The following is a 16,880-nucleotide window of genomic DNA, read 5'->3' as shown; positions in this document are numbered from 1 at the left end:
AGGGTAATGACTTGATTTTTAGATTTATTAAAGTGGAAAGTATTAAAACCATGAACGTGAGTAGTTATTCCTGAAAGTCCTGCTGTAAGTATCCCGCATAATCGAGCTTTAAGCGTGACAGGCTCGCGGCTATCCGCCTGGATAAGAGTCCCGGAATTTATCTCGCTGATACTGTACTGAATTTGGGCCAGGGGCAATTTTTCCGGGTTCTCAAAAAATGCTTGAAACTAAAATGGGTCTATTTACACAACCATCAGCTAAAATATTGAAGTACGTACAGTCAAGTCCGCTACTAAACGGGTTTTTTAGCGGTTTTTCGTTTCCGGATGTGTCTATTTATTGAAGATGTAGGCCATTCCTGGAGGTGAAGAATGCCCCATCTCTTTCAGAATAATGTTGGTATATTCGACAACAGGGCCCCTTAGATGATTTTCTTCTTTATCCTGAAGATAGGTCAGCGCATGACAACTTCATGGATAAATGAACGTTTTGCGTCAAAAGGTTGTGGACCTTCGTTACTTTCATAATACTCAGGATATGAGTCCTCATCAGTATCGTCCAGATTAAGACATATGACTCTCCTGCCTTCTGAAAGGTTGAAATCTTTCGGACTCACGGTAGTTTCAAAGGATTCACCAGCCCCCAGTAACCAGCGCTGCTCCACATCATGTAGTTCTTTTTCATAGGCGTAATTCATCAGTCTGCGGAATGTTTCGCTTTGGGTGTACGCATTTTGAAGTACGGAGGATAGGGCTGACAGGGTGCTGATGATTGAGCAGAACATGAAGAACAGGTTTAACCGGGAGAAGACAAGAGAGTAAATGGTTAAAATCCGGCCTGGATGCCGGGGTGGATATCTCTTTGATAGTGAGTTAGGCCTGATATTCTTTTGATTTTAGTGATTGAGCATGGCGTGCACAGTCCGGGCAGAGTTCCATCGAAGTCATATGCTATGCTGTATAATAAATTAACTGTCTGAAAACTATCCAAAAGGGCGTTGTTATTTCACTGGTACTCGCTGTTATCTGAGGAAAAAGGTGACTGGCAACCCTTGGCCTGGGATAGCTGGTATCCACGCTATAAGCTGGAGTACCAGCATCTGATTACTGTTAAATATTTCCGGGAGTACGACCAGACAATAAAATAATCTGTTCATTAACTCAGTAATTGCCGATTATTCATCTTTACTTAATAAATTATTTTTATTATTCAGCTCCTGACGAACTTTTGCTAATGATTCCTGAAATGCCGGAATTGTTTGCAATCTCGCAAATTCTACGGCTCCCACATAACGGCCAGCATCAACATCACTTTGCCAGTGAGCGCCACATATCACTCTACTTTGTCCGAATTCCCATCCCCGTCTGGCAAGTTCCTGGGCTCGTTCTGGTTTGGCTTGTGATAGAACTAAGGCTAAAAGTGTGCCATAAGCTGTATGCCCGGAAGGGTAAGAGCCATTTTTTCGTAAAGCATCCTCATCTTGGGGGCGACAGGTGGAGTGTTTAAATAAGACAAAAGGTCGTGTGCGCATGTAATATTTTTTTGCCGAAGCAGTGGCATAATAGCCACCCATGGTCAGAAGATTTTGTAACATTTTCCATGTCTCCGGGGTGTCATGTTTATTAATTTTAACCCCAATGACTGGTGAAAATATTCTGGCTATATTCTCCACGCTCACATCTGCATCTATAGCCGCTTGTTTCCAGCGGGGAGAGTCCTTCATGGCATAACCCCTGAAATACGCATCTTTGTCGTATCGGAAAGCGGGATCATCATTTCCTGGAGGGGGAGGTAAATAAAACTGACTGTTCACTGACTCTTCAGGTTCATGAAATGGTTCTACTGTGTTAGCTGTTGAATGTTTCACTATAAGTAATGGCAGGAAAAAGACTAAGTAATAGCTTTTCATAAATCACTCCATGTTAAAAAATAATGAATGTTCTTGCCTGCGTGATTTTATATTTGGATGTCTCAATGGTTACTCAACATAAGGCTGAAAGAAACGTTACTGGCTATAGAGGTGAGATACAGAGTTCGTTGATTCCCGAATGGTTCATAAACTAGCTATCTTGTCCTGACTGGCGGGGATTCCTGTAAGAAGTGATATCAAATTATGAAAAATCAGGCTGGCATCAATAAAATACACCAGCCTGAAGTAATATTAAGCTCAGGAAGAACTGATGAAACATAATAATCAGATACACCATCAGTATTGATGTGGTTGTAACAGACTTTTGTAAAAAATTAGCAACCACAAATCTGATACCACTCCGGTGGTTTCCCTATATCTGGTGGCCAGTTTTCACACCAGGGGGCGAATGGATGGGGCGGGTATTTATTATCCGGTGGGGATTTTATATCACTGGCAGCTATCGCTGATGCCGAAAAGGCTATCGCCAACGGCAACAGAAATAATGGTAAAAATATACGATTTATCATAATCTTACCTGTAAATTAAAAGCGTCTTCACCGCTTGAGTGCATATATCAAAACAGAGTGTTTTTGTTCGTAATGTAACCAGACTCCACCACAGTACCAGCAGATGGTATTTTTATAATCAATATCGGTAGTACTTTTTGGTTTGTCCTTCAACCATCGAGCCAGTGTTTATGATATATTAATATCAGCATATGAGGTAATCACTGCTTCAAGGAGGACATCGTCATCGGTATGCCGTCTCCCGTCAGCCCAACTGTGATTGATTTTATAATATCCAGGCATTTTTGTTCTCCCACTGGCAATGTATTGTGAGTTTTCACTTGCTGCTTATAAAAAAATCCCGCTCAAGAGAAATAAGCGGGCAGTAAATACTGAAGGTAAAGGGACCTCGACACAGATAAATCAGTTCACCAGAAGAAACCAGAGCGAAACTGACTGATGGCATCTGTATAACACCACACAATTTATACGTCTTTATTGTCTGGGATGAGCAGATAATTCTTAAAATAGTAAACATGGTAAACTACCATGTTATGGTAATAGCGTTGCGGTGAATCCTCCTGCACATCCGATACAATCGCGGGTTACGGCGGGTCAGGCAAAGATTTACCGGGAGGCTCCCGGCCACGCAACAGTTAACTGTTACCATGAATGGAGGCAAGGATGAAATGGTATATCTGGTTATTTCTACTGACGTGTTTTCTGGGGGGATTGACGATGTATTACGTGGGAATTGATCGTCTGGAGCAGGAATTGATTTTTATTGGGGGGATCAGGATTGATCTTGTCTGGCCATTCTGAGCATAAAACAGCCTTGTATAATTTTATCTGCTTAATGTAAATTTTCCTGGCGTGATAAAACTCTCTATTGCGTCATTACAGTATGCGCGAGGGTTTAATAAAACGACCGTAGCGGTAGCAAACAAGAGCGTGAGAATAATCTGGTCGATACTTAAAAATGATACAGAGTATCAGGCTACCGGAAGTTAATACTCTGCCAGAAAAGTTGCAGTGTACTGATAAATGGTGACAGGTTGCACCTGTACAATCGGAACCTGACTTTTCAAGACCGTCCAGTTGTTGAGGTGATTGTGTGCCGATTACCCATTTGGACACAGGTTTTTCTGATGCCGGATAGATATAAGCAATGACCCAAGACCAGAACCAGTGCTTGTAAAACGGAGGTAGTCCATAGATATAAAAAGTGACCTCAGAAATGCCCGTCTTTCTGCAGACGTCCCCGACGCGGGTGCCGGTTTCGGCCTGTTTCAGTGCAAACGCGATCTGTTCTTCGGTATAACGGGTCTTTTTCATGGCAATGCGCCTCTCTGTAGGGTGAAAGGAAGACCGGATACTTCAGTTTAGACTGATACTGTTTTCAGGGAGAAGCTCATTCTACTGTCATGGTCTTCCCCAAAACTCCGCCAAAAATTGCTCATGATTATTTTTTACATAGTAGACTAACAACCAGGCTTGGTGCATTATTTGAAAGTTTACACACACAAGTACAGCTATTATTAATATGTAAAGAAAGCTCATTAATAGTGGAGTATATATATGCCGATCACATCAGTTGGAACTTATGCCCGAGCGTTTAAAGCAGAAAGCAATCTTCATCACGCCGCAGGAAATTATGAGAATACATTGGCAACAAAGTTTGCAAAAGGAATTGTGGGCTTATTCACGCTGGGAATTGGCTATGGAATTTTTCGATTAATTGAAGATTGTCGTAACGTTAGACCTAAAGTGGCTGAGTTTTGTGCTAATGCAGAGAAAATTTATGCCGCACTTGCTATACGGGTCGCCTTACAAAGTGTCGATAAAACTGTAGAAGTCTGGCTTAATGATGGTCGTCTTTTAACGTTAGAAGAATTTACTGCCTGGCCGAGCGACGAAAGACATGTCAGAATATCCGATGGCGAACACACTGAAGAATTTGTCGGTACCTTCGATGATATTTGTGCAAAACTGGAAAAAGATTTTGAAATGATGCCGGGGCTTTATGGTCTTAGCGAGCATCACAGAACGCTTGCCTCATTGTCAGAGATGAGTGCCAGCAAAATAGCCCCTGTTATTAACTTTTCTGAGTCCGACGTTCGTCCCAAAAGTATATATACCAGTAATATGCGTATTATTCATCAGCACCTGAGTCAAGCCGTTGCTGAAGGCAATACAAATGTGATAGTTCCGTTGCATGAGGGGCTGAACGATGTAGGAGAGGTTGAATTTATAGAGGCGCTAAGTCGAAATAGTGTACTGGTTAAAAACAGAGAAGCTACTAAATTTGTTGAAGGGGGGCTGCGCGATCTTTGTCAGGAGTTTGAAACCATATTTCATACTCTTGACCCAAACGATGACTTTAAATCCGTTGATGACTGGATTAAGCAGTTAACGGACCCCTGCGAAATAGTCGATGATGTAAACTTAACGGGGGCTATTTCTCCGAGTGAAATCATAGAGGACTATTTTTCTGACGAATCAGCGCCGCGGCTGAAATTCGTTGATGACCATTACAGCAAAGTGTGAATACGCAGCATGATAATTAATTAACAGATAACCCTCTATTGTATCGAGTCATTTCGTATCTTTAAGTACTCATATCCATAGAGGATTATCATTACCATGAGGAAATGAATCATTCATTTTCATGTCCCACAGCTATTCTAACTTTTTTATCCATCACAGGCAGAAATTTCACCAGATGCTGCGAATAATTTCACGACTTATTGTTTTTATTGCAAGTAAATTTATTGTTAACAATAATCTTAAAGATAAGCACAAGTTTTTTAATGATATATTATAAACGTTTACGCTATCTGTTTTTTATCATCTTGTACAGGAGAAGTGACATTATGATTACGTATCAAGACATCAAAGCGAAACAGCAGTTAGCAACAGAATGTACGCAAGCATGCCTGAATAAAGTCTGTTATATGACAAAAAAGTTAATTGATATATATGTCAGGTCACTCAAATTGTCCTCTGGTAATTTGTGTGATGCTGTTGGCGATAAACATCCCTACGTTTACATAACGAATGGAAATGCGCGTTGTAGTCCTGCAGAAATCGTAACAGGGCCAGACAATATTACTTATTTCGATTTATACACAATAACAGATGACGATCCTCATCATCCAAAAGCCGAAAAAATCCGTATTTTAATGAATGTTACCGACTATGACACATTTGATGTAACAGTTGCTGGTTATCGTGTTGAAACTTTTCGAGCGGTAGATACAGATGAAAAAATTGCTGAGATTTCTGAATTTATTAAAAATGATATCATAATGTCATTGAATAACTCATCACTTGTTGGTTACAAAATAAAAGATCCTATCTATCTGTGGGATTGAGTACATCATTGATGCCAGGAATAGCGAAACGTATCGATATTTTCAGGATTCCACTCAACGGCTTGGTTTATATGTTTTTTCTGACAAGTATTAACAGCGTTATTGTTTGTTACAGCCTCCCCAAACATTTATTTATAACTTCTACACACATTAATTCTCCTCGATACTATTTCTCCTAAAAGTAAACTTTTACTAAACCAATATGTATATCGCCCTGCGAAAAATAATGCTGAATGTATTATTAGATTAACAAGGATATCATGTAGGTAAGGGATGCAGGTGCCATGCCAATTCCGGAGGGGATGGTGATATGAATTTAAAAACAACTTTATAATTTAGCTATGAATTTTGATAGTTTTAATGGTAAGTATTAGCTGACTGTATTTAATCAGCTAACTGATGATAAATATTAAAACCGATGAGGTGTCTAATTATGAGGAAGTCAGACAACTATACGCATAGAAAAACGCCACTTTGGTATGTACTGGAATCAGATTTGATAAATAATCCTTTGCGGTTTTTATTGCTGCTATTGTGCCGTTTCGCGATCGGATGGCTGCTTTTTCAGTTGGTTGCGATTATTGTTTTGGGAATCTTATTGCTGGGCGTTTTGCTCTTCAACCCTACGGCTTTCATACAGGCTATTGCAACCACCGAGAAGTTAAACCATGTCTCGATTGTATTATGGAATACGCTTAAGTTATGTACATGGCATTACGGTGTTATAGCTGGTTTTGTTTTTATGTTAGGATGTACTGTAAACAAAGGGATAAGACAGGCTCATCGCCTAACAAGAAGGTATGGCTCATAACAACTTAAACGTATCAACGCGTAGGTGAGACTCCTACACAATATTGCAAAAGGATTTTATGGTGGTGATGAATATCAACACGCTATCAATGATGTGCTGATCTTTTTATCAAAACTGAGTATTTCTTATATGCTTTATACGGGAGTATGGTATCCGGTAATGAAAATGACCTTTTAAATTTGCTGGAGGCTCGATGAAACGAGTGAAATCTATCGTTCTGGCATCTGTTTTAATATTGTTCGCTACAGTTTTTTCAACACCAGCGATGGCGTGGATTTGTACAGAACAAGGGCATCCACCAGATTTCTGTATGGAGGTATGCAGTGGGCAGACCTGGATACCACTTGCCTATAGTTTTTGCCTTTAATTAGTTATTGTAGTCAGTCGAGCCAGGCGTAAACACCGTTCTGGCCGACTGGTGATAATCATCAGCAAAACGTGGCGCTTTTTTATGGCTATTTTATCAGTCCGTTAATATTATGCAGGAAAAGTATTGATGCATTTATCCTGTAACTACCGATACGAACTCATATTATTACGTAATGAAAAAGATGCTTATTTTAACCATCTGTTTAAGCGCTGTCCGCTAATGTTTCCCTGCTCAAATACATAATCACCCCTGTGATTTCCGCGAGGTGTAGTATATGGTAAAATGCGTATCTCCTTTCCTCCTGTTCAGCCTGTTGTCTCTTCAGGCAATGCCAGCTGAAAGCCATATTGATTCCCACCGACCAAAAGATGTTGTCGATATTACTACGGTCGCCCCCGACGTACAGGTAGACATGCGATACTTCACTTCCCATAACTTTATTGGTCGCCCGATTAAAGGTTATAAAGCGCCTGTTTGCCTGTTAACACGGCCAGCCGCGAACGCGGTAAAGCAGGTCGCCGATCGTCTATATCCCTTCGGACTTACCTTAAAAATATATGATTGCTACCGTCCGCAAACTGCAGTGAACGACTTTATCGCCTGGGCCAAAGATCCTTCTCAAAACCAAATGAAAAACGAATTTTATCCGCATGTAGAGAAAAGTCGCCTGTTTGAGGAAGGTTATATTGCCGCCAAATCCAGCCACAGTCGGGGAAGCACGCTTGATCTAACGATCGTTCCACTCGACAGTAAGATACCGATATACCATCCAGGCCGACCACTGGTGAATTGTACTGCGCCAGCGGCGCAACGTTCGCCTGATAATAGTCTCGATTTTGGTACCGGCTTTGACTGTTTTAGTCCGTTATCCCACCCCGATAATATTATGCTTACCGCTCAGCAACGCGCAAATCGATTGTTATTACAAACATTGATGCGTGATGCCGGCTTTACGTCACTGGATACCGAATGGTGGCATTTCTCTCTTACTAATGAGCCATACCCGGAGACTTGGTTTGATTTTCTCGTTCAGTAGAGACCCTGAAACGACGTTTTGTTGCGAAATCTGATCATTACGCCTGTTGGAAAACACCATAACAGTTAGCAAATCGTTGTTAATTTTAATAACTGATATACACTGCAGTTGCCACCTGCAAGTAGCGCTCAATGAGAACGAATAATGAAAAAATATCAACGTCTGGCGGAGCAAATTAGAGAACAAATCGCTTCTGGCGTTTGGCAACCCGGCGATCGACTGCCCTCTCTGAGGGAGCAGGTCGCCAGTAGCGGTATGAGTTTTATGACTGTCGGTCATGCGTACCAGTTGCTGGAAAGTCAGGGACGGATTATCGCCCGTCCGCAATCCGGTTATTATGTCGCGCCGCATCCGGTTTGTCGGTCAGTCGCGACTCCGGCGCACGTTATTCGGGATGAAGCAGTAGATATCAATACCTATATTTTTGAGATGCTCCAGGCCAGCCGCGATGCCTCAGTCGTACCCTTTGCTTCAGCGTTTCCCGATCCGCGCCTGTTCCCCTTGCCGCAACTGAATCGCTCTCTGGCACAGGTCAGTAAAACTGCGACGGCAATGAGCGTAATCGAAAACTTGCCGCCGGGTAATGCAGAATTGCGCTATGCGATAGCACGCCGTTACGCACAGCAGGGAATTACCGTTTCTCCTGACGAGATTGTCATTACCGCCGGCGCGCTGGAAGCGTTGAACCTCAGTTTACAGGCAGTGACGTCGCCGGGAGACTGGGTGGTGGTGGAGAACCCCTGTTTCTACGGTGCGCTACAGGCCCTGGAGCGATTGCGTCTGAAAGCGTTGTCGATACCCACCGATGTCAAAGAAGGGATCGATCTTGTGGCGCTGGAACAGGCGTTACAGGAGTATCCGGTGAAAGCATGCTGGTTAATGACCAACAGCCAGAACCCGTTAGGGTTTACGCTGAGCGCTGAGAAAAAAGCGCGGCTGGTTGCGTTACTTACGCACTATAACGTGATGCTAATTGAAGATGATGTCTATAGCGAACTCTACTTTGGCCGTGAGAAACCGCTGCCCGCCAAAGCATGGGATCGCGCCGATAGCGTGTTACATTGTTCGTCTTTTTCCAAATGTCTGGTTCCCGGTTTTCGCATTGGCTGGGTGGCGGGAGGAAGCCATGCCAGACAAATTCAGCGTTTGCAGTTAATGAGCACATTATCCACCAGTTCCCCCATGCAATTGGCGTTAGTGGATTATCTCTCGACACGTCGATATGACGCGCATCTGCGCCGATTGCGAAGGCAGCTTGCCGAACGTAAACAGCAAGCCTGGCAAACCCTTTTGCGCCATCTCCCGGCGGAAGTAAAAATTCACCATAACGATAGCGGTTATTTTCTTTGGCTGGAGCTGCCTGAACAGCTTGATGCCGGCGAACTTAGCGCTAAAGCGCTTGAACACCATATCAGTATCGCGCCGGGGAAAATGTTTTCAACGTCCGGTGCCTGGACGCGTTTCTTTCGTTTTAACACCGCATGGCACTGGGGAGAACGAGAAGAACAGGCCGTAAAACAGCTTGGCTGTCTGATTCGCGAGATGCTGCGCTAAATACCTTGCCGTCAAGGTGGAATGCGTGCCAGCTCACAACCTGGCTAAATTTCCCGAGCGTGCCGGGTGAGCATCTGGCGCGCCGTCTATTTTTAGGAAAGCGGCGGCCTGTTCGCCGGAAAATCGATTAACGACGATATGGGAAAATGCTATGCAATATCAATTACTGATTAATGGCGTACTGGTGGACGGCGAGGGAGAAAGGCAGTCCGTTTATAACCCGGCGACAGGCGAGGTAATACTTGAGATTGCGGAAGCGTCGCCCGCGCAGGTTGACGACGCGGTGCTGGCCGCCGATAGCGCGTTTACCGCATGGGGGCAGACCACGCCCAAAGTACGGGCGGAATGTCTGTTAAAACTGGCGGACAGCATCGAGCAAAACGCTCTTGTGCTCGCCAGGCTGGAATCGCAAAACTGTGGTAAGCCTTTGCACTGCGTAATCAATGATGAAATTCCGGCAATCATAGATGTCTTTCGCTTTTTTGCTGGCGCGGCCCGTTGTTTGAATGGGCTGGCGGCGGGCGAATATCTGGAGGGACATACGTCGATGATCCGCCGGGACCCGATTGGTGTAGTTGCCTCTATCGCGCCGTGGAATTATCCGCTCATGATGGCGGCCTGGAAGCTGGCGCCCGCGCTGGCGGCAGGTAACTGCGTGGTGATTAAGCCTTCTGAAATCACGCCGCTGACGGCGCTTAAACTTGCCGCGCTGGCGAAGGATATCTTTCCGCCGGGGGTGATCAATGTCCTGTTCGGACGAGGGCAAACTGTTGGCGATGTATTGACCGGACATGCAAAAGTACGCATGGTCTCTTTAACTGGCGCTATCGCGACCGGGGAGCATATTCTGCGTCATACTGCGTCAGCGATAAAACGCACGCATATGGAACTCGGCGGTAAAGCCCCGGTGATTGTTTTTGATGATGCCGATCTGGATGCGGTGGCGCAGGGCATCCGGACCTTCGGTTTCTATAATGCCGGACAAGATTGTACTGCGGCGTGCCGTATATACGCACAACGCGGTATCTATGATGCGCTGATCGAAAAGCTAGGAGATGCGGTGAGCAGCCTGAAAATGGGCGCGCCGGAGGATGAATCAACAGAGCTGGGGCCGTTAAGTTCGCTGGCGCATTTGACGCGCGTCACAGCGGCTGTCGAGGAGGCGAAGGCGCTCGGCCATATCCGCGTAATTGCCGGCGGAAATCAAATGGAAGGTAAAGGTTACTATTTCGCTCCGACGTTGCTGGCAGACGCAAAACAGGAGGATGCCATCGTTCAACGCGAGGTCTTCGGCCCGGTGGTCAGTATGACCGTCTTTGATGATGAAGATCAGGTTCTGAGGTGGGCCAACGATTCTCGCTATGGTCTGGCATCCTCCATCTGGACTCAGGACGTTGGGCGGGCGCATCGGGTTAGCGCCAGATTGCAGTACGGCTGTACCTGGGTTAATACCCATTTCATGTTGGTTAGCGAGATGCCGCATGGAGGGCAAAAACAGTCGGGATACGGCAAAGATATGTCATTGTATGGTCTGGAAGACTACACGATTGTCCGCCACATCATGGTTAAGCATTAAGGATCATTTACTCTTCAGAAAAGTCATGAAAAAATAGGCGGGTGTCGGCGGAGAGGGGAACCTCCCCGCCAACATGCGCAGCAAGTACTCAAAGGGTGAACACATCAAGCAAACCAGCCGAATCTCAACGAGATCAGACCCAAAAGTCCTGCAGCAGCAAAGACATTAATCAGCACTACGGTTTTACTGGAAACATTCATTTTTGCCACCTTTCATCATAACCCATATGGGTATAGTACGGGTTGGCGAGATCCGCAATAATACTTAAACAGGACATTCTGTGAGCGGAGCAGTGCATTGAGAACATTTTGCTGTTAAGGCGGATAAACCTTGATGTGTGTCAAAAAAAAGAGCATATTGCGCGCGTTTTTTCCTCTGGCTGGCGCGGATGCCTGATATGTCCCTCTATCAAAAGATGTTAGTTTTTTACGCCGTCATGGCGGTAATATCATTTCTGATCACCTGGTTTTTGACTCATGACAAAAAACGAATTCGTTTCCTGAGCGCCTTTTTGGTTGGCGCGACATGGCCGATAAGTTTCCCCGTGGCATTGCTGTTTTCGCTTTTCTGACCTCAAGCCCGATAAACGTTACCGGGCATGGTTTTTCCGCCAGATCAGGTTATCAGGGCAATTAATTGCTCTCTGTCTACGTCGGTAATGTCCTGCGGATGCCGATATCCTGCGTTCTCATTGGCCAGGGTATACAGCGCAACAAGCCAGTCATAGACATAGCGGCTGGCGGCGTGAACGGGCTGTTCGTCAAGCTTTGTTAAACGCAACATTGTCGAACGCTGCGTTGCGGCGAAAATGGCTGCGCCTTTCTGAACGCGGCTGGCCGGGCGTTGGGCCTCCTCGATATTTGTGTATCCAAGCCAGGCGATGAAGTTACCGATGATGGCATGGAGCTGAGCACCGCTCACCTCCTCACGCTGCATGGTTTTCTGTAACTGCAGAGGTAAGCCGAGACGATAGCTGGCGGTAATTAAAATATCCGCCACGGCGTTGAGCATCTGCGGTTCCAGTCCCAGACGCTGCGCATTATCCTGGCAGCGGGCCCACTGGCGCAGATGATTGATCCACATTTTGTGCGCCTGATAGCCCGTTTCGTGACCTTCTGACGCTGAAGCGCGCGTTGGTTCGTCGGCAAAGAGATCGATCGCGTCATTAAATAAACCGCTGACCTGTTCTTCTCGCGACTGTCGGGTGCGCAGCAACGCGTCGAAATTCTGTATCGGTGGTAACAGCCCGGCCAGCAGGTCACCATGTCTGGCGGCCTGGGCCTGAAGACGCCGGATCACGGTTTCAACCGGTAGTCGCGCGTCATCAAACACCGGTAACAGATCGCGCACGCGGTCTCTCAGTTGTTCGCGTAACGCCTGTAAGCGCGCCTGTCGCTGTGGTGCCGATGTCGCCTGCGATAGCCATTCTACCAAACGCTGCATACTGTGTTTATCCAGTGCCTGCAACGTTCCCCAATGCACGCCAGGTTTACCCATCAATTGCTGGACGGCTTCATCCAGATTTTGCTGGGTGGCAAAACGGGCATCCTGTGGAGTAATTGCCCAGACGACGCCAGGTAACGCTGATTCACGCTGCGGCTGAGTGGCGTTAACCCACTCCAGTAAGTGACGGGCGGCGGTGGACGTTTGTGAGCGGGATGCCAGAGCATTGCAGATCACCAGAACATCGGGCTGTACCTGCTGACGGTAATGGGCCAGCATCCAGCCTAATTTCGCCCGCCATAACGGATGAGGATGAATGCCTGGCGCGACCGGAATATCCAGTAAATCAACGTTATCCAGTACGCTATTTTCAACGGTTAGCACCAGTTCGCGGGTAAGCAGCGCCAGAGAATCAAGCGAAAGGCTGACCGCATTGAGCAATCGGCCCTCCTTAACCGGATGCACCACCACATCGCTTTGCGTATCGCTGGCGGTTAGCGCCATTTGCGTCAGGAAGTTTTCCGCCGGTAAGCCAAAATGATCGACCAACAGGCTGAGCGGCGCCGCCAGTTCCTCCGCATGACCTGTTTGTTGCAACATATGCGCCAGCGCCAGCCATTGCTGGGTGATCTCCGGCTGTTCTCCCCACAGTAATGCCCAGGCGTGCGCCCGTGTCGTGAGATCCACCGCAGGCAAGAGCGAGGCAAAGTGTTGCCATGTCGCATCATCAATATGTTGTCTGGCGGACGGGAGGCAAGAGCGCCAGAAACGCGCGATGGCGGCTACCTCTTCAGCGGTAACGCCGGGGACGGGCTGAGGTTGGCGAAGCGATTGCCATTTCTCCAGGCGTGAGGTGATAATGGATTTTTCGACCTGGCGACAAACGGAGGACGAGCTGGTCCAGGCAATAAAAAGCTGCACCAGTTCGGCTTCACTGATCAAGCGCAGGCGCAACGGCCAGCCACTCTCGTTTGAACAAACGTCGCGCGTAAAGCGAATAGCCATATTCGCTGGCGCATGACCCGGATTGATGTGGCTGAAATAATCATAGTTACGGTCCGGCGTGGTAATTTCCAGCTTGCCATTCTCGTTACCGCATAGCGTCGTTAACAGATATGCTTTTGCGGATTGCGCATACCCATACAGACCGACGCAGCCATGTGATGCGCAGGCGGCGTTGAGCGCTGACTCATCCGCTGCGGCGAGCGTAAGTTGCGCCAGCAGAGCGTCGGCTTCGTCATCCAGTCGCGTTGCGTAACGGCGCGTGTTGTTAACCCACTCGATAACAGCCTGGGTGGCGTTTAACGGTTTTGTCATTTCAGGTATACACTCCCGCTATCTATCCAGTAGTGGCTACCGCTGTGGCGGCGGTCAGCCAGCGTATTCAATTTTAATGTCAGCGCATCGGCGGCGATCGGCGTCCCGTCCTGGAGCCAGGCATCACTTAATGTGAACGATTCCGGGGCGCTATCTTTGCTACTGCCGTGTAATTTCAGTCGGACATTCAGTACACCGTCGCCAGCGATGGTTTTCGCCAGTTCGGCGGAATTAATGTTCAGGCAATAGAGTGGGGTCGCAGGCCAGCGACTATTAGCCAACTGACGAAAACCCAACGTCACATTGCCGCGTAGCGGAAAATGCAGGCGAGCGTCCAGCGTTGCGCCGGGTTTATCCAAATCGATCTCGTGATACCAGATGTTTTCATCGCGAAGCGTATTAACGGTATTATCCAGTACGCCGAGATAACGCACAGTCGAATACGCGCCGATATCAGCCGCTTTAAAATTGAAATGCGGCAGACGTAAATCCAGCGCCAGGCTGCATAACATCGCGCCCACTGCGGCAGTGGATTTTGGATTACCAATACGCCCTTGTTGACTGAAGGGATACCATTCGTGTACCTGATACTTATCCATCCAGACAATGCGATTAACCGGCACCGGTTGTAAGTGCCGGATGAGCGCCTGCACGCCGGGTAAACAGGTCGGTCTCCCCGTCACCAGCAAGATATCGCAGTGGTAGTGGGAGATCGCTTCGCAGACCGCATGAAGCGGCGTTGTCAGCGTAAACTGACCGGCCAGCAGCGCCTCCTGAAGCTGGCTAAACTGGATTTGCAACGGCACATTGAATACATCAAATGCCAGCGAACCAGACGGTAAGGCATGGTCGATCGCCTGCTGGATATAGTTCATCACGTTACTCGTTGGGCGGCGGGTTAGCAGATCGCCAAATGTCGCATGTAAACCGGCAAACGGATCGCTAATGTCGCTTTGCTCCCAGGCGGAAAGTACCGCGTGGCCCAGCGGCATAAATAATTGCAGCGCCGTTTGCTGGCGCAAAATGGCCTGAGTATCAATACGTCCCGAATCGCCAAATAAGGTCGCCAGCAGGGCGGCGGCATCCGTAACGCCTGCTCCTTGCAACGCCGTTTGCAGGGAAGGGAGTACGCAGCGCTGAATGATATCCAATAGCAGATCGTCCCCGGCGACTTTAAAACCTTCGCGGAACAGGAGATGAGGCGTAATTTTTACATTGGCCCCCACGCCGTCATCTAACTGATAGTGAACGATCGCCATATCCGTCGTGCCGCCGCCAATATCAATTGATGCCACGCGCAACGCGCGTCCGGGGTCTACGCCGGGTTCCGGCTGGCGATCCGGTCTGGCCAGCGCGTTAAAAAAGGATTCGGTACGTCCGGCGTAATGCGAAATGGCTTCGTTATAAAGCCATACCAGTTGGCCACAACTTGCTTCATCCCATTCCATCTGTATTTCTGGTACCGGAACCACGCTTTTTTCACGCTGCTTAGGCGTGGTGAAATCCTCATCCTGCGGATGCCAGCCCATGGCTTTCCAGACCAGCGCCAGCGCTTCAAACATTCTCTGGCGGAAAATTTCTCGCTCCTGTTTCGGCATGGCGGAAGGCAGCGTTAAAATCAGGGTGCGTAGCTGGCGCGGCGAGGCGGGGAAGCCGAGTCGCAGCCGGGTGGCGACGCTGTTAATTTGCCCCAGTGCCTGAGCCAGAATTTCGCACAACATATGCGTCATCAAGGTGCTACGGCTGTATTGCGGCGAAAAAACCGGTAGTCTTTCTTCATGCGGCAGGCTGAATAACGGCTGTCCGTCGTCGTTCATCAGATTCATCAGCGGAAACGCGGTGGCAAGTGGTTCGCGCTGCGTTTTACCGTGCATCTGGCTAAAACGCCAGTCTTGCAAGGCGGGGGTTTCATCCCACAGGTAGCGGCGCGGGCTGGAGATTCCGCTACTGCCTTCGGTACCCAGACGTTGCATAGCAAGGGCGCGGGCCTCATCGCCCACACGCACAATGGAAGGCCAGACAAAGGCGTCGTCTCGTCCGCTTTCGACAGAAAAGTGTTGTTTGCCAAAGCGCGCTTCTGAGAACTCCACCCGGCTGGTAAATAAAGGATCGTTCAGATACTGCGGCTCGCTTAAAGAACGTACCTGAAGCTCTGCCGTCTGGCGTAACCCGTCATTCGCATCGCCATGATCCTCGATCAATACGCCGCAGGTATGCGTATTGCCGACATCCAGAATCAGATCGACCGGGATTGCGGGCGTGCTTAACGTATGTGTCACAAACTTCACTTCCGGCACCGTAAGCTGTTCGCCTAACAGCGTCAGTAAATTCAACCAGTGCGCCTGATACTCAAAGCTACGCAGCGCTTGTTGAATGGCCTGTTCCGAACGGTTTTCTACCTGTGAGGCATACTGAAGAAACGACTCGCGCAACCAGCCGTCAATCCATGTCTGGTCAAGAAAATCGGCAACTTCTTCATCGCGCCAGGCGAGCGCAAAACGTGTGCCATTGAGCAGATCGTTTTCGCAAGGCGCCAACGCCGGAGGCATATTTTTTGCCAGTTGACTGTCGAAGGCGAGGGTGATCCGGTGTGTGTTTCCGGCGCTATCTGGCTCGCTGAGTTTACGTACCTGAATGCGCGCCCAGTTATCCGGCCCGTCAATAAAGGTACGCGGCGGATTAAAACGCAGAAATGGTAGGGGAAGCCAGATCCCATCGAGTACGTCCAGAGAATAGTGCAGCGTCTGAGTACTTTCCGGTTTCACGACTTCGGGTTGGCCGCCAGCACGTCCTGGCAATGTGTAGCGCCCGCTGGTCAGATCAAAATCGAGGCGCAGTAGCGGACCGTTTGCCGTTTTGCGCACAAAACGTCCGTAGTGGGCCGACTCTTGCGGCGTTAAGCCAAAATCAAGAAACTGGACGCCGCTGTTTGCAATGAGCGTGACGCTCTGTTTGTAATCACACAGATTGACCAACATAAA

11 protein-coding genes and 2 pseudogenes are annotated in these 16,880 nt (G+C 47.8%); 6 read left to right on the top strand and 7 right to left on the bottom strand.

All coding sequences use genetic code 11. From position 1 onward, the window contains the following. Positions 1–332: 332 nt before the first annotated feature. The 4 genes and pseudogenes from F4V72_RS05905 to F4V72_RS05885 all read right to left on the bottom strand — a co-directional run. Positions 333–751: pseudogene (locus F4V72_RS05905) on the bottom strand (PipA/GogA/GtgA family type III secretion system effector); the annotation flags it as partial. 423 nt (positions 752–1,174) lie between these two features. Further along, the gene (locus tag F4V72_RS05900) at positions 1,175–1,909 is read right to left on the bottom strand and encodes a non-specific acid phosphatase (protein WP_136058282.1); all 735 of its coding nucleotides are present in this window, start codon (positions 1,907–1,909) and stop codon (positions 1,175–1,177) included. A gap of 335 nt (positions 1,910–2,244) precedes the next feature. Beyond that, the gene (locus F4V72_RS24725) at positions 2,245–2,439 is read right to left on the bottom strand and encodes a PagK family vesicle-borne virulence factor (protein WP_071790818.1); all 195 of its coding nucleotides are present in this window, start codon (positions 2,437–2,439) and stop codon (positions 2,245–2,247) included. A gap of 1,197 nt (positions 2,440–3,636) precedes the next feature. After that, a pseudogene (locus F4V72_RS05885) lies at positions 3,637–3,753 on the bottom strand (transposase); the annotation flags it as partial. 243 nt (positions 3,754–3,996) lie between these two features. On the opposite strand from F4V72_RS05885, the gene F4V72_RS05880 reads away from it, so the two are divergent. The 5 genes from F4V72_RS05880 (at position 3,997) to patD (ending at position 11,139) form a co-directional block, all read left to right on the top strand. Continuing rightward, a complete protein-coding gene (locus F4V72_RS05880) occupies positions 3,997–4,965 on the top strand; it encodes a hypothetical protein (RefSeq protein WP_070804391.1) in 969 nt (322 codons plus the stop codon). A gap of 326 nt (positions 4,966–5,291) precedes the next feature. Beyond that, positions 5,292–5,792 (top strand): hypothetical protein, encoded by a 501-nt coding sequence (locus F4V72_RS05875; RefSeq protein WP_053529060.1) that lies wholly within the window; start codon positions 5,292–5,294, stop codon positions 5,790–5,792. A 1,455-nt stretch (positions 5,793–7,247) separates the two neighbouring features. Continuing rightward, a complete protein-coding gene (locus tag F4V72_RS05865) occupies positions 7,248–8,009 on the top strand; it encodes a M15 family metallopeptidase (RefSeq protein WP_088759921.1) in 762 nt (253 codons plus the stop codon). A gap of 144 nt (positions 8,010–8,153) precedes the next feature. Continuing rightward, a complete protein-coding gene (ycdR, locus tag F4V72_RS05860; protein ID WP_079796382.1) occupies positions 8,154–9,563 on the top strand; it encodes a GntR family transcriptional regulator YdcR in 1,410 nt (469 codons plus the stop codon). A 151-nt stretch (positions 9,564–9,714) separates the two neighbouring features. Further along, entirely contained in the window at positions 9,715–11,139 is a 1,425-nt protein-coding gene (gene patD / locus F4V72_RS05855) for an aminobutyraldehyde dehydrogenase (RefSeq protein WP_114048816.1), read from the top strand. A gap of 104 nt (positions 11,140–11,243) precedes the next feature. Here the strand turns inward: patD and yncL are convergent, their stop codons facing one another. Then, complete coding sequence (gene yncL, locus F4V72_RS05850) at positions 11,244–11,339, bottom strand: stress response membrane protein YncL (RefSeq protein ID WP_001103198.1); 96 nt, start codon at positions 11,337–11,339, stop codon at positions 11,244–11,246. Positions 11,340–11,536: 197 nt separating this feature from the next. On the opposite strand from yncL, the gene F4V72_RS05845 reads away from it, so the two are divergent. Next, positions 11,537–11,710, top strand: coding sequence for a GhoT/OrtT family toxin (locus F4V72_RS05845; RefSeq protein WP_002952378.1), 174 nt, complete (start codon positions 11,537–11,539; stop codon positions 11,708–11,710). A 44-nt stretch (positions 11,711–11,754) separates the two neighbouring features. On the opposite strand, the gene srfC is transcribed toward F4V72_RS05845, so the two are convergent. After that, the gene (srfC, locus tag F4V72_RS05840) at positions 11,755–13,899 is read right to left on the bottom strand and encodes a virulence-associated effector SrfC (protein WP_023249413.1); all 2,145 of its coding nucleotides are present in this window, start codon (positions 13,897–13,899) and stop codon (positions 11,755–11,757) included. Then, positions 13,896–16,877: a virulence factor SrfB gene (locus F4V72_RS05835; RefSeq protein ID WP_150342433.1), complete on the bottom strand. Its 2,982-nt coding sequence runs from the start codon at positions 16,875–16,877 to the stop codon at positions 13,896–13,898. Before F4V72_RS05835 ends, srfC begins: the two co-directional genes overlap by 4 nt. Between the last annotated feature and the right edge of the window lie 3 nt (positions 16,878–16,880).

The organism is Salmonella enterica subsp. diarizonae, assembly GCF_008692785.1.
Taxonomy (GTDB): Bacteria; Pseudomonadota; Gammaproteobacteria; order Enterobacterales; family Enterobacteriaceae; genus Salmonella; species Salmonella diarizonae.
This window is presented reverse-complemented; position numbering and strand designations above follow the sequence as displayed.